Origin of the sequence: Nocardiopsis synnemataformans (genome assembly GCF_965343085.1) — a bacterium.
Lineage (GTDB): Bacteria > Actinomycetota > Actinomycetes > Streptosporangiales > Streptosporangiaceae > Nocardiopsis > Nocardiopsis alborubida.
The window spans coordinates 100,792-114,655 of record NZ_CBDRFA010000006.1 but is presented as its reverse complement, the minus strand read 5'-3'; the positions used below and the strand labels follow the sequence as shown (position 1 = coordinate 114,655).

The window sequence follows — 13,864 nt, the reverse complement described above, 5'->3', positions numbered from 1 at the left end:
GGCCGCCACGGCCCGGACGCGGCACGGCGGGGCGGTCAGGAGCAGGAGACAGTGATCTTGCCCAGGGTCCCGGCGCGGAAGGCGTCGAACGCCTCGGGGGCCTGCTCCAGCGGGTAGGTGGCCGTGACCGGGACCCGCAGCTCACCGGCAGCGGCCCGGCCGGCCAGCGCGGCCAGGGTCTGGGCGTTGGGGTCGGCCATGATCGGGTGGACGGTGACGTCGCCGGTCCCGACGGCCTCCTGGGTCAGGCCGAGGGTGGAGGCGATCCGTCCGCCCTTGCGCAGCAGGCCCACCAGCTGGGTGGCGTCGCCGGCCAGGTGCAGCACCGCGTCCACGCCCTCCGGTGCCAGGGCCCGGACCTGGGCCTCCACGTCGCCGGTGTAGTCCACCAGCTCCACCGCGGTGTCGGTCAGGCCGGTGACGAAGTCGGCCTCGGCGCCGGGGCGGGCGGTGGCGATCACGCGGGCGCCCCGGGCGGCGACCAGCTGCACGGCCAGCGCACCGACCCCGCCGGTGGCCCCCGAGACCAGTACCGTCTCGCCCTCGGCCGGGGCGACGGCGTCCACGCTGTTGAGCGCGGCGGTCCCGGCCAGGCCCAGCGCGCCGGCCTCCTGCGCCGTCAGGCCCTCGGGCAGGGGGGCGACGCCGTAGCCGGCGGAGACGGTGACGTACTCGGCCAGCGATCCGGCGCCCACGAACGGCTTCATCGCCACGCCGAAGACCGCGTCGCCGACCGCGAAGCCCTCCACGCCCTCGCCAAGGGACTCCACGGTGCCCGCGAAGTCCATGCCGACCACCAGCGGGAAGCGGTGCTCCATCATCCCGGCCAGGTGGCCGTCCAGCACCGACAGGTCGAAGCCGTTCACCGACGAGGCCGCCACCTTCACCAGCAGCTCACCGGTCTGCGGACGGGGGGTCTGCGCCTCGGCCACGGTCGGGGCCGAAGGAACCTCGTTGAGAGTGACAGCACGCATGGCAACACCTTCCGATTAAGTGGAACGGGCTTCCCGATTCCATCGTCGAACAGCGTAACAACATAAGTGGCCCGCATGTTCCACTTAGGTACAGTGAAAGCATGACCTCCTCCGCGGACTCCAGGAAAACCTCAGACCAGCCCCGGGAAACGGACCTGCGTGTGGACGCCGCGCGCAACCGCGACCGCATCCTGGCCGCCGCCCGCCGCCTCTACGCCAGCGAGGGCCTCGGGGTGTCCATGGCCGCCGTCGCCCGCGAGGCCGGGGTCGGCAAGGCCACCCTGTCCCGCCGCTTCGCCACCCGCGAGGAGCTCGTCAACGCGGTCTTCGCCGACCGCATGGACGCCTACGCCGCGGCCGTCACCGTCGCCCTGGCCGACCCCGACCCCTGGAACGGCTTCACCGGCTACATCCACGACATCTGCGCCATGCAGGCCGCCGACCGCGGCTTCGCCGACGTGCTGACCATGACCTTCCCCGCCGCCAAGGCCCTGGAGGCCCGCCGCGCCCAGGCCTACAACGGCCTCGTCGAACTCATCAGCCGCGCCAAGGACAGCGGACAGCTGCGCGAGGACTTCACCGACCGGGACGTGGTGATCCTGCTCATGGCCAACGCGGGCGTGGTCAACGCCACCGGCGCCGCCGCCCCCGACACCTGGCGGCGCCTGGTCGCGCAGATGCTGCGCGCCTACGCCGCTCCGGGAACCCCGGTCCCCCCTCTGCCCGAGCCCCCCGCACCCACGGCCCTGTACCGGGCCATGATCCGCCTGAGCCGGACCGGGGCCACGAACCCGTGAGCGGTTCCATCACGCCATCGCGGGCGGGCTCCCCGGCGCATCGTGGCGCGATTCCCGGCCGAGGACGGTCACGGCGTCGGAAGGACAGGGCTGGGCGGCCTCCCGGACCGCGGAGCGCTGCTGTGGAGCCGGGGCTGCGTCGAGCAGGAACACCCGGCCGTCGTGGGGGTGTGCCTCCTGACAGGCGAAGAGGCGCGGGCCCCCTGCCCGCGCCTCTCCACCCCTCACGTGGGAACCACCGGCCTCAGCGCATCAGCGCCAGCTTCCCGGTGAGCTTGTTGACGGCGTTGCGCGCCCCGAAGACGGTCACCCCCACGTACTCCACGTCCTGCGGCTCGGTGGCCGCGAGGGCGTCCAGGTACTCCACGTAGTCGCGGGAGCGGCGGGCCACCTCGTTGAAGCCCACCACCGTCAGGTCGCGCTCGTCGGCACCGGCCTTGAGCTCGCGCAGCTGCTCCGCCGAGGCCACCAGGGTCGGCACCGGGTGCGGGTTGAGCCCGGCGTGCACCCCGCCGCCCGCGTCCTTGCCGTCCGCGGCCAGCGAGTTCTCCATCCGTCCGCCCAGCGCCAAGCCGAGCACCACCCCCGCGTTGGCGGCGAGCGCGGGCTCCAGGCCCTCCCGCAGGACGACGACGATCTTGGTGGACATCCCCATGGTTACCCCGTTCATATGATCTGTGAACGGTGCAGAATCTAGGCATACGAGCGCACTCGTGGTCCTATCACCGAACACTATTCGCGCCAGGAGCTACCGTGGAGGCCATGGACGAACTTGATTCGGCGATCGTGCGCGAACTCCAGCAGGACGCGCGGCAGACCAACCGCGCCCTCGCACACAAGCTCGGCGTGGCCCCCTCCACCTGTCTGGAGCGCGTGCGCCTGCTGCACCGGCGCGGGGTCATCCGGGGCTACCACGCCGACATCGACCCGGCCGCGCTCAACCGGGAGGTGGAGGCCTTCGTGTCGGTGCAGCTGCGCCCGCCCAGCCGCCAGGTCATCGAGGGCTTCAAGGGCGCGATGTTCGCCCTGCCCGAGGTGCTGGCGGTCTACGTCGTGGCGGGGGAGCAGGACTTCCTGGTGCACGTGTCCGTACCCTCCCTGGACGCGCTGCACAGCTTCCTCATCGACCGGCTCACCCAGCGCCGCGAGGTGACCAGCTTCCGCAGCCAGATCATCTACGACAGCGCCCGCAAACACGTCGCCGCGCCCCTGGAACCACCGCAGTGAGCCGGAGTCCCGCCAGCGGGGAACCGTGGACGGCGCACCCGCGTCCAAGAACCGACACAAGGCCACAAAGGGGATAGATGGACAAGAAGAACAACCTCGGACTGGGACTCGCGCTCGGCGTCTGCTTCGGCGTCTCCTTCGGCATGCTCATGGACAACCTGGCGCTGGGTGTGGCCCTGGGCCTGTGCATGGGCGTCGCCTTCGGCCTGAACACCGGCAAGAAGACCAAGGGCAAGGGCGACTAGCCGTTCAAGGGGTCCGCTCCCCGCCCCGGCCGAAGGCCGGGGGCCACCGCGTACCGCGACAGTGGGACCCCCACGCGAACCCGCCGCCCGGCCGGGCCGCCCTCACCCCTGCGCCGCGGAGTCCAGCAGCCAGTTGTAGCGCAGGCGCAGCGCGCGCTCCGTGCTGGCCGCCGCGGCGCCGAGCGCGAGCGCGGTGTTGAGCCATACGGGCAGATGCACGGGTGAGGTGAACGTCCCGAAGCGCTCGGTCACGGGGGGCAGCTCGAAGGCCACCTCGACGAGCTGCGGGATGAGCAACAGCGCGGGGACGACGAGCAGAAGCAGCGAGAGGACACCGATCCAGCGGCTCAGTGCCGGGTGCTCGCGGTCCAGGCGCGCACGGCGCCCCTCACCGGAGCGGCGGTCCGGGACGAGCTGGTGTTCGGTCCCCTCGTCGGTGACGTAGCGGCAGCGCCTGAGGCCGAAGGCCGTCGCCGCCACCTCGATCACGCCGCCCCGGACGGGAAAGACGGCAGGAAGTCCGGACTCGGCGTGGTGCCTGCCGTCGAGGTACAGATGGGCCCTGCCCTTGCCGTCCTCTGAGAAGAACCGCTGCGTGTGGTTGACATGGACGGTGTAGACCGTCTGCCGACCGTCGAAGTCCCCCAACGCGAGGTAGAACAGGGCACGGGACGTCAGCTGCCACCAGCGGAAGGGCTTCAGCGGACGCCCGTTCCCGGGCTTGACCCGTTGCGTGGCTCGGTGCCGACGCCACTCCTTGAACATCTCGGTCTCCCCGTCATCTCGCGGACTGTCATCTCGGGAAAGGGCCCCGGCGGCGTCGAGGCCGACTGGTCATCAGGCAGGAGGACTCCAGGCGTCCACGGGCGCGCCGTCGCGTGCCAGAGCGAGGGCGTCGACCCCGTGCGGGCTGAGGGGGAAGAAGTCCGTACTTCGAAGCTAGACCGGAGCAGAGCCGTGACGGAGTGTCGCGACTCATGGGTTCCCTCTGCGGTCCGCACGGGTCGGGCATGACAGATGTCATGGGTCGGCGAAGAGCGGGGCGAGGTCCCCACCGGCGGCTGAGGGAGTGCGCTCGGTGGTGGTCCGCACAGCGGTGCCCTCGCCGGACCGCACGGGCTTGCATCTCAAGCGGCTTGAGGTACCACAGTGGCTCCCATGCACGAACACGAGCTGTACCCCATCGGAGACGCCGCACGCCGCAGCGGCCTGAGCGTCAGCGCCGTCCGCTTCTACGCCGACGCCGGAGTCGTCGAGCCCACGCGCCTGACCGAGGCGGGCCACCGCCTCTACGACGTCGACACCATCGCCCGCCTGGAACTCGTCCGCACCCTGCGCGAGCTGGACACCGACCTGGACGAGATCCGCCGGCTACTCCAAGGCGGAACGACCCTGCACGACCTGCTCACCACCCACCTGGAGATCGTCGAGCGCCAGGAGCGCACCCTGCGGGCCAGGAGGGCGGTGCTGCGGACCCTGATCAGACAGGGCGGCACGACCGCGCAGGCCGACCTGATGCACAAGCTCGTCTCGATGACCGACGAGGAGCGCGAACAGGTCGTCGACGACTTCTGGAACGACGTCGGCGCGGGCCTCGACGTCCCCGAGGGCTTCGTCGACCGGCTGCGCACGATGCGCCCGGTCCTGCCCGCGGACCCCACGGCCGCCCAACTGGAGGCATGGATCGAACTGGCCGATCTGGTACGTGACCCGGAGTTTCGCGACGCGGTCCGCACCTACCTGCGCGACACCTACTCCACGGACGTGGGAAGGAGTGTGGCGAGCCCACGGTTCCAGGACTTCATGTACGGGAGCGGGACCGCGCTGGTGGAGGAGGTCCTGGCCGCGCACCGCGCTGGTGAGTCCCCCCGGTCCCCCCGGTCGCAGGAGGTCATCACGCGTTTCATGGAGGCGGCCGCGGGGGTGTCCGACACCCCGCTCACCCCCGAGATCCGCGACCGGCTGGCCGACACGTTCCGGCAGATCCCCGAGATCGAGCGCCAGATCGCCGAGGAGGACGCCGCCTCCGAGGACCCCGTCTACGACGACACCCACGGCCGGTACCTGTCCCTGGTGGCGGCGGTCAACGGGACCCCGCCCGAGGAGGACACGCTGCCCTACGCCTGGATCGCCGAGGCCATGCGCGCTCCGGCCGCCGACTCCTGAGAGCCCCGCCGCCCCGACCGTCGACTCCTGGTGGTCGGCGGGCACCGGCCAGGACTCCAGGGCCCGGAGGTAGTGGGACCTGAGTCCGCGCTCGCCGTCGGGGGAGGTGTAGATCGTGGTCAGGGGGCCAGGACGCCTTCCAGGCAGTCGAGCAGGCGGGCGGTCTCGTTCAGGCCGCCCAGGACGACGGCCTTCATCCGGCCCCGGCGGACCGGGCGCTCCAGGGCGCGCAAGGCGGCCCCGGAGCGCCCCTACCCGCCGCCGGAGGCCGTGGCCGACAGGGTCACAGCGCGTGCCCGCCGGAGACCTGGAGAACCTGCCCGGTGACCCAGCGGGCCTGATGGGAGGCCAGGTACACCACCGCGTCAGCGATGTCCTCAGGCTCGCCGACCCTGCCCATCGGCACGATCCCCTCCGCCCGGGCGAGGATGTCCTCATCCATCCAGCCGGTCTGGACGGGACCCGGAGCGACGGCGTTCACGCGTATGCCGCGCGCCGCCAGGTCCAGCGCGGTGGACCTGGTGATCGCCTCCAGCGCCGCCTTGGACGTCCCGTAGCCGGTCTGGCCGGGAAAGGCCCGTGCGGCGTCGGTCGTGACGTTGACGACGCACAACGGGTCCCTTCCCCGGCGCAGCCGCGCCGCCTCTGCGGTGAGGAGCGCGGGGGCGATGGCGTTCACCCGGTAGTGGCGCTCCAAGGACGCGTGGGTCAACGTGTCGACGGTGTCCGGTGTCTCGCAGTGGGCCGCGTTGTTGACCAGGACGTTGACCGCACCGGCCCGGCCCACGACCTCACGCACCAGCCGGGCCGCTCCATCCGGCTCGGACAGGTCGGCGCTGACGGCGAAGGAGCCGTTGCCGAGTTCCTCCGCGAGCCTGGCCCCCTCCTCCGCGGCGGGAGTGATGTGCGCCCATTCCGCGCTCGTCGGAGCGGGGGGATCCTGGGCGAGGTAGTGGATCGCGACGCGCGCCCCCTGGGCGGCGAACGCGCGGCTGATCGCCGCGCCGATGTTGCCGGACCCTCCGGTGACCAGGACGGTCTGGCCGTCGAGGCGGGTGTCGATCATGGTTTCTCCTCCGTGGTTGTTCCGTCAGCCGGACTCGTGGAAGGCGAGCACGGGCGCTCGCCCCGCGAGCGGGAGGGCCACGGACGGGAGAGGAGGCGCGCCACGGACGGGGCGGCGAGAACCGCGAGCGCGAAGCCGGGAGGCGGAAAAGGAGCACAGGCGTCCTGAGCTGGGGGGGAGGGTTACCCCACGGGGCTGTACGCCGCGCACGCGGGGACCGGCACTCTCAGGAACGCATGCGGGCATGGTACACACCGGTTTTCCTTTCCACGAACCGTTGTGCACCGGACCGACCGCTCTGGCAGGGGCCGCGCGGGTGCCGCCCCCGTGACGCGGGCCGGGCCCGACGGCACCGTCGCCGCGCCGGGGGAGCGGGGGCGCCGTCGGTACGCCCGCGGTGTCAGAGCAGGGGCCGCAGTTCGTCCTGGCACCAGGCGGCCAGGGTGGTCGGCGTCGTGGTCGCCACGGTGCGGGACTGCTCGGGCGTGAAGCCGTCACGCAGACCGGTGGACATGCCCATGATCGCCTCGACGGAACCCGGCCCCAGGCCGGCGCCCGCGAGCACCTCGCGCATCCGCTCGTCGGGAACGCGTTCGGCGCGCACGGGGCGCCCCGTCACCTCGGTGACGACGGCCGCGGCCTGTTCCCAGGTCAGGTCGGCGGGGCCGTGCACGGCCCGCACGGCCCGGCCCGCCAGGTCGGGGTTGAGCAGCAGACCCACGGCCGTGTCGGCGATGTCGCGCGGCGCCACCCAGGGCATCGGATGGTCCACGGGCAGCACCACCGAGACGGTGCCCGACCGGATGGCGTCCAGCTCCATCAGCAGGTTGGTGAAGAAGAAACCGCACCGCAGGTGCGCCACGGTCGCTCCGGTCCCCTCCAACAGCTGCTCGGTGCGGGCCAGCCCGTCGATCTCCCCGGCCCCGGAGCGCCTCTCCGCGCCGACGCTGCTCTGGAAGACGACGCGGGAGATCCCGTTGGCGGTGACGGCACGGGCGGCGTGCGCGCCCATCCGGGCGTACTCGGCGACCGGATCATCGGCCGGGGTCGGCGGGTTCACCCAGTACAGCGCGTCCACGCCCGCGGTCGCGGCCAGGACCGCGTCCCGGTCGCCCTGGTCCACGGCGACCGGGTCGACCCAGTCGGTCAGCGCCGGGTCCAACCGGGCCGGGTCGCGCATCAGCACGCGCGGGCGCACGCCCGCGCGGACCAGGCCGGCCACCACGTGGCGGCCGACGTTGCCGGTGGGTGTGGTCACGGCGATACTCACCACGGACTCCTTGTGCTCGACGGAAGTGCTCCCACGCTAGGAAGGGAAGCGGTCGGATTCCGGCCACAACTCACGCTTTCCCCTCCCTCGACGACACGGGCGCCCGGTACCTCCCGAGAACACCGCCTCCTTCCGGCGGTCCGCCGCTCCCGGGAGCCGTACGGTGGGGGGAAGCGACCCCGGTCACACGGGCACCCGCCCACCGGGGGTGATTCGCCCCACACCGGCCGGTGTGGGACCCGCCGCACCGCGAACGCCCGCACCCCCTCCCACCAGCTATGACGGGGTTTCTCACCGCGGCCGCGCGCTCCGGGTGAGCCGACTGTTTCCCGCGTGTTACGGCTGGACACCTCCAGGCAACGCGGGCTCCCTACCTTCGGTTTTGTCAGCAGCCGTCGAGCAGGAAGGCACGGCCGTGGCCTCAGAGTCTGGCCCGCGCGCACCGCGCACCGGTAAGAGCTGGATCTCCGCCTGGGACCCCGAGGACGAGGGGTTCTGGAACGACGGCGGGCGACGCGTGGCCCGCCGCAACCTGTGGGCCTCCATCGCCTCCGAGCACATCGGCTTCTCCGTGTGGAGCATCTGGTCGGTACTCGTGCTCTTCATGACCCCCGAGCACGGCTTCTCCACCACCCCCGAGCAGAAGTTCCTGCTCCTGTCGGTGGTCACCCTGGTCGGCGCGATCCTGCGCGTGCCCTACACCCTGGCCGTCCCCGCCCTGGGCGGACGCAACTGGACGGTCATCTCCACCCTGACCCTCATCGTCCCCACCGTCGCCGCCCTCTTCCTCGTCCGCGACCCCGACACCCCCTTCTGGCTGCTGCTGGTCCTGGCCGCCACCGCGGGCGTGGGCGGCGGCAACTTCTCCTCCTCCATGGCCAACATCAACTCCTACTTCCCCGAACGGGAGAAGGGGTGGGCGCTGGGCCTGAACGCGGGCGGCGGCAACATCGGCGTGGCCACCGTCCAACTGGTCGGCCTGGCCGTCATCGCCCTGTTCACCACCTCCGCCGGGTACCTGGTCCCGCTGTTCTACGCGCCGCTGATCCTGCTGGCCGCCTGGTGGGCGTACCGGTCCATGAACAACCTGGCCCACGTGCGCAACGACGTCTCCGCGCAGCTGTCGGCCACCCGCGACCGCCACTTCTGGATCATGTCGCTGCTGTACGTGGGCACCTTCGGCTCCTTCATCGGCACCGGGTTCGCCTTCGGGCTGCTGTTGCAGTCCCAGTTCGGGCTGGCGCCCGTGCAGTCCGCCGCGATCGCCGTGCTCGGCCCGGTCATCGGCTCCCTCATCCGCCCCGTGGGCGGCCGGGTGGCCGACTCCCTGGGCGGGGCCCGCGTCACCCTGTGGGTCTTCCTGGCCATGGCCGCCTGCGCCGCCGTCCTGGTGCTCTCCGTCCAGGCCGCCCAGCTGGCCCTGTTCATCGGCGCGTTCGCGGTGATGTTCGTCCTCACCGGCCTGGGCAACGGCTCCACCTACAAGATGATCCCCTCCCTCTACGCCGCACGCGCCGAGGACGCCGTCGCCGCCGGGGAACCCCGCGAGCAGGCCCTGGCCCGCACCAAGCGCGTGGCCTCCTCCGTGCTCGGCCTCATCGGCGCGGTCGGCGCCCTGGGCGGGGTGGGCGTCAACATCGCCTTCCGCGAGTCCTTCGCCGCCACCGGCTCCACCGCCCCGGCCTTCGCCGCCTTCGGCGCCTTCTACCTGGTGTGCGCCGCCGTCACCTGGGCGGTCTACCTGCGCCGCCCCGCCGCCGCCCCGGTCGGCGCCACCAGCGTGGAGAGCGCCAACCGATGACCACCACACACTGCCCCTACTGCGCGCTCCAGTGCGCCATGCACCTGGAGCCCGGGCCCGACGGGCGCCTGGCCGCCCGCCCCGCGCCCTTCCCCACCAACCGCGGCGGCCTGTGCCGCAAGGGCTGGACCTCCGCCGAGGTCCTCACCGTCCCCGACCGCCTCACCCACCCCCTGGTGCGCAAGGACCGCGGCTCCGACCTGGTCGAGACCGACTGGGACACCGCCCTGGACCACGTCGCCGAACGCCTGCTGGCCCTGAGCGCCGAGTCCGGGCCCGACACCGTCGCGGTCTTCGGCAGCGGCGGCCTGACCAACGAGAAGTCCTACACCCTGGGCAAGTTCGCCCGTCTGGCCCTGGGCACCTCCCAGATCGACTACAACGGCCGGTTCTGCATGTCCTCGGCCGCGGCCGGGGGCACGCGGGCCTTCGGCCTGGACCGCGGGATGCCCTTCCCGCTGACCGACGTCGGCGAGGCCGAGGTGGTCCTGCTGGCCGGGGCCAACCCGGCCGAGACCATGCCGCCGATGATGGGCCACCTGTCCGCGCCCACCCTGATCGTCATCGACCCCCGCCGCTCGGCCACCGCCCAGGCCGCGCTCTCGGGCGGCGGCATGCATCTGGCACCGCGCCCCGGCACCGACCTGGCCCTGGCCCTGGGACTGCTGCACGCCGCCCGCGTCCAGGGCTGGTGCGACGAGGAGTTCCTCGCCGAGCGCACCACCGGCTTCGAGTCCGCCTGGGAGCACGCCGCCGCCTGGTGGCCCGAACGCACCGAACAGGTCACCGGCGTCCCGGCCACCCGCATCCGCGCCGCCGCCGACCTGCTGGGCGGGGCCGCCCGCAACCGCTCCGCCTACGTCCTGACCGGACGCGGCGCCGAACAGCACGCCAAGGGCACCGACACCGTCTCGGCCTGGATCAACCTGGCCCTGGCGCTGGGCCTGCCCGGCCGCCGGGGTTCGGGGTACGGGTGCATCACCGGCCAGGGCAACGGCCAGGGCGGGCGCGAACACGGCCAGAAGGCCGACCAGCTCCCCGGCTACCGCAGGATCGACGACCCCGCCGCCCGCGCCCACGTGGCCGGGGTGTGGGGCGTGGACCCCGACGCCCTGCCCGGCCCGGGCCGCTCGGCCTTCGAACTCCTCGACGCCCTGGGCAGCGGCGGCGGACCGCGCGCCATGCTGCTGTTCGGCTCCAACCCCGTCGTCTCGGCCCCCGACACCGCGCGCGTGCGCGCCCGTCTGGCCTCCCTGGACCTGCTGGTGGCCGCCGACTTCGTGCTCTCCGAGACCGCGGCCATGGCCGACGTCGTGCTGCCCGTGGCCCAGTGGGCGGAGGAGAGCGGCACCATGACCAACCTGGAAGGGCGCGTTCTGCGCCGGACGCGGGCCGCCGCCCCGCCCGAGGGGGTGCGCACCGACCTGGAGGTGCTCTCCGCGCTGGCGGTGCGCCTGGGACAGCCCGCCGACCGTTTTCCCGCCGACCCCGACGCCGTCCTGGCCGAGCTGGGCCGGGCCTCGGCCGGGGGAGCGGCGGACTACTCCGGCGTCACCCCCGAGCGGCTGGCCTCGGGCGAGGCCCTGCACTGGCCCGTGCGCGCGCAGGAGCCGCCCACGCCCCGGCTGTTCCTGGACGCCTTCGCCCACCCCGACGGCCGCGCCCGCCTGGTGCCGGTCGCCCACCGGCCCCCCGCCGAGGACACCGACGCCGACTACCCCCTCGTGGCGACCACCGGACGGCTGATGGGCCACTACCAGTCCGGCGCCCAGACCCGCCGCGTCGCCGAACTGGACCGGGCCGAACCGGAGGCGTACGTGGAGGTGCACCCCGACACCGCCGCGCACGCCGGGCTCGCCGCGGGAGACTGGGCCCGCGTCACCTCCCGGCGCGGCCACACGCGCGCGCGGGTGCGGCTGACACCCACCGCCCGCCTGGACACGGTGTTCCTGCCCTTCCACTACGCGGGCGCCCAGTCCGCCAACAACCTGACGAACCCGGCGTTGGACCCGACCAGCCGCATGCCCGAGTTCAAGGTGAGCGCGGTGCGGTTGGAACCCGAGGACACGCACACACCAGGAGGCAGCAGTTGAGCACCGTGCAGGGCGCGTCCCCGCGTCAGATCGTGGTCGTGGGCAACGGGATGGTCGGCGCCCGCTTCGCCGAGGAGACCGCACGCCTGGACCCGGCCGGAGAACGGGTCCACGTGAGCGTGGTCGGCGCCGAGCACCACCCCGCCTACAACCGGGTCCTGCTCTCGGGCGTGGTCGCCGGGGACTACACCCCCGAGCAGATCCGCCTGCCCGTCCCCGACACCCCGGGCGTCACCGTGCGCACCGGCGTCACCGCCACCGCCCTGGACACCGAACGGCGCACCGTCACCCTGGACGACGGCAGCGCGCTGCCCTACGACGAGCTCGTCCTGGCCACCGGGGCACGCGCCTCCTTCCCGCCGGTCACCGGCGTGGCCGGGCCCGACGGCGCGCCCGGTGACGGAGTGACGGCCCTGCGCGACCTGGACGACTGCCAGCGGCTGCTCGCCCTGGCCCGCCCGGGCGCCCCCGTGGTGGTCCTGGGCGGGGGCGTGCTGGGCCTGGAGGCCGCCCGCGGCCTGGTCGGACGCGGCATGCGCGTGTCGGTGGTGGAGTCCTCGCCCTGGATCATGCGCCGCCAGATCGACCAGCCCGCCGCGCGCATCCTGGCCGAACGCTACGCCGCCCTGGGCGTGACCGTGCACTCCTGGCGGGTGGCCGCCCGCTGGATTCCGGGCACCGGCCTGGAACTGGACGACGGCCGCGTGCTGCCCGGCGACGCCCTGGTGGTCACCGCCGGTGTGCGCGGCAACATCGAACTGGCCAAGGACGCCGGTATCGAGGTCGAGCACGGCGTCGTCGTGGACGACCGCCTCTCGACCTCCGACGCCCGCGTGCACGCCATCGGCGACTGCGCCCAGCACCCCGGCGGCGGGGCCGGACTCATCCAGCCCGGCTGGGAGCAGGCCGCCGTGCTGGCCAGGCGTCTGACCGGTGCCGCGCCGCACGCCCTCTACGCCGGGGCCAGGCCGCTGACCCGCCTCAAGGCGGAGGGGATCGAGCTGACCGCGTTCGGGCAGGTGCACGAGGAGGACGCCGACGACCTGGAGACGGTGACCATCAGCGACCCCTACGGCGGCCGCTACGCCAAGCTGTCCGTGCGCGAGGAGAAGGTGGTGGGCGCGGTGCTGCTGGGCTTCCCCGAGGCCGCCGCGACCCTGGCCCAGCTCTACGACACGGGCGCCCCGGTGCCCGCCGACCGGCTGGCGCTGCTCCAGGGGCTGCCGACCGCCGCTCCCGAGGAGGCCGACGGCGCGGCCGACGCGCTGGTGTGCCGGTGCAACGCCGTCAGCCGCACCGACATCGAACAGGCATGGCTGGACGGGGCGCGCACCCGCGAGGCCATCGCCGACCGGACCCGGGCCACGACGGGTTGCGGGGGGTGTGTGCGGGACGTCCAGGCGCTGCTGTCGGGGATGCAGGGCCAGGCCACCGCGGGGATCTGACCCCTGTGGGGAGGCGCGTGCGGGGAGACGCGGCCTCGGACCCCTCCGGGGACCCGACCGGAAGGACCGTCCGGCCCCGGGGGAGGAGGGGGGAGGGGGCTGTTCTGACGCCTGGGCCGGAAGTGTCCGTCCTGGTCAGCGCAGCGCGATGACCACACAGAGCAGCGCGACCAGGGAGGCCAGGGTGCGCACGTTGTTCCAGCGCACCCACACCGGCTCGAAGGCGGCGCGCACGGCGGCCGGGTCCGCGATCCGCTCGGCCGGGCCCTCCCGGTCCAGGGCGTTGTTGCGCGGGACGTTGACCGCGAAGGTGGACACCAGGGCCACGAGCAGGCACAGCAGCGCCGCCCCCGACCACACGGCGGAGGCGGTCGCGCCGACGCTGGCGTAGAGCACGGCGCAGGCCAGCACCGCCACCGGGGCGCCGATGAAGACCACGGCGAAGAACGGGTTGAGGATGGCGACGTTGATCCCCTGCATCGCCTCGATCATCGCCCGGTCCCCGGCCCTGCGCAGACCGGGCATCACCGCGATCGAGAACGCGAAGAACAACCCGGCGAACAGGCCGGTCGCCACCACGGCGAACACCGGAACGACCACGTGCACCATCTCCGCCACGCCACACCCCGGATTCTGTTGTCCCGCCCGCGTGTTATGGGCGGATTCTACGTGCCGGGCGGAGTGCCCACGGCACTCTCGTCCCCCACGTTCCGGTCGCCACCACCGGCCCGTCCCGCATACCCGCCGCACCAGGCGTCCCGCCCGCCTTCGAGCGACGCC

General features: G+C 73.2%; 13 protein-coding genes. 7 read left to right on the top strand and 6 right to left on the bottom strand.

Annotated elements, in window-relative coordinates:
• Window positions 1-35: 35 nt before the first annotated feature.
• Window positions 36-974, bottom strand: coding sequence for an NADP-dependent oxidoreductase (locus ACSIH6_RS04890; RefSeq protein ID WP_435106997.1), 939 nt, complete (start codon window positions 972-974; stop codon window positions 36-38).
• 101 nt (window positions 975-1,075) lie between these two features.
• On the opposite strand from ACSIH6_RS04890, the gene ACSIH6_RS04885 reads away from it, so the two are divergent.
• Window positions 1,076-1,771: a TetR/AcrR family transcriptional regulator gene (locus tag ACSIH6_RS04885; protein WP_435106996.1), complete on the top strand. Its 696-nt coding sequence runs from the start codon at window positions 1,076-1,078 to the stop codon at window positions 1,769-1,771.
• Window positions 1,772-2,015: 244 nt separating this feature from the next.
• Here the strand turns inward: ACSIH6_RS04885 and ACSIH6_RS04880 are convergent, their stop codons facing one another.
• The gene (locus ACSIH6_RS04880; protein WP_435107065.1) at window positions 2,016-2,426 is read right to left on the bottom strand and encodes a DUF2000 domain-containing protein; all 411 of its coding nucleotides are present in this window, start codon (window positions 2,424-2,426) and stop codon (window positions 2,016-2,018) included.
• A gap of 107 nt (window positions 2,427-2,533) precedes the next feature.
• On the opposite strand from ACSIH6_RS04880, the gene ACSIH6_RS04875 reads away from it, so the two are divergent.
• Both ACSIH6_RS04875 and ACSIH6_RS04870 read left to right on the top strand, forming a co-directional pair.
• On the top strand, window positions 2,534-2,998 hold the full coding sequence (locus ACSIH6_RS04875; RefSeq protein WP_043706442.1) for an Lrp/AsnC family transcriptional regulator: 465 nt from the start codon (window positions 2,534-2,536) through the stop codon (window positions 2,996-2,998).
• Window positions 2,999-3,075: 77 nt separating this feature from the next.
• Window positions 3,076-3,243, top strand: a complete 168-nt coding sequence (locus ACSIH6_RS04870; protein WP_435106995.1) for a glycine zipper domain-containing protein — start codon at window positions 3,076-3,078, stop codon at window positions 3,241-3,243.
• Between the two features lie 102 nt (window positions 3,244-3,345).
• On the opposite strand, the gene ACSIH6_RS04865 is transcribed toward ACSIH6_RS04870, so the two are convergent.
• Entirely contained in the window at window positions 3,346-4,008 is a 663-nt protein-coding gene (locus ACSIH6_RS04865; RefSeq protein WP_435106994.1) for a hypothetical protein, read from the bottom strand.
• 393 nt (window positions 4,009-4,401) lie between these two features.
• Here ACSIH6_RS04865 and ACSIH6_RS04860 point away from each other — a divergent pair, with 393 nt between their 5' ends.
• Complete coding sequence (locus ACSIH6_RS04860; RefSeq protein ID WP_435106993.1) at window positions 4,402-5,409, top strand: MerR family transcriptional regulator; 1,008 nt, start codon at window positions 4,402-4,404, stop codon at window positions 5,407-5,409.
• A 283-nt stretch (window positions 5,410-5,692) separates the two neighbouring features.
• Here ACSIH6_RS04860 and ACSIH6_RS04855 read toward each other — a convergent pair whose 3' ends face one another.
• Window positions 5,693-6,475 (bottom strand): SDR family NAD(P)-dependent oxidoreductase, encoded by a 783-nt coding sequence (locus ACSIH6_RS04855; RefSeq protein ID WP_435106992.1) that lies wholly within the window; start codon window positions 6,473-6,475, stop codon window positions 5,693-5,695.
• 400 nt (window positions 6,476-6,875) lie between these two features.
• A complete protein-coding gene (locus ACSIH6_RS04850; protein ID WP_435106991.1) occupies window positions 6,876-7,745 on the bottom strand; it encodes an NmrA family NAD(P)-binding protein in 870 nt (289 codons plus the stop codon).
• A gap of 415 nt (window positions 7,746-8,160) precedes the next feature.
• Here ACSIH6_RS04850 and ACSIH6_RS04845 point away from each other — a divergent pair, with 415 nt between their 5' ends.
• From ACSIH6_RS04845 to ACSIH6_RS04835, 3 genes are read left to right on the top strand one after another with little or no spacing between them, the layout of a single operon-like run.
• Complete coding sequence (locus tag ACSIH6_RS04845; RefSeq protein WP_435106990.1) at window positions 8,161-9,546, top strand: MFS transporter; 1,386 nt, start codon at window positions 8,161-8,163, stop codon at window positions 9,544-9,546.
• Window positions 9,543-11,639, top strand: coding sequence for a molybdopterin oxidoreductase family protein (locus ACSIH6_RS04840; RefSeq protein ID WP_435106989.1), 2,097 nt, complete (start codon window positions 9,543-9,545; stop codon window positions 11,637-11,639). The genes ACSIH6_RS04845 and ACSIH6_RS04840 overlap by 4 nt, the downstream gene beginning before the upstream one ends.
• Entirely contained in the window at window positions 11,636-13,084 is a 1,449-nt protein-coding gene (locus ACSIH6_RS04835; protein ID WP_435106988.1) for an FAD-dependent oxidoreductase, read from the top strand. The genes ACSIH6_RS04840 and ACSIH6_RS04835 overlap by 4 nt, the downstream gene beginning before the upstream one ends.
• Window positions 13,085-13,219: 135 nt before the next feature.
• Here ACSIH6_RS04835 and ACSIH6_RS04830 read toward each other — a convergent pair whose 3' ends face one another.
• A complete protein-coding gene (locus tag ACSIH6_RS04830) occupies window positions 13,220-13,702 on the bottom strand; it encodes an anthrone oxygenase family protein (RefSeq protein ID WP_435106987.1) in 483 nt (160 codons plus the stop codon).
• Window positions 13,703-13,864 lie beyond the last annotated feature (162 nt).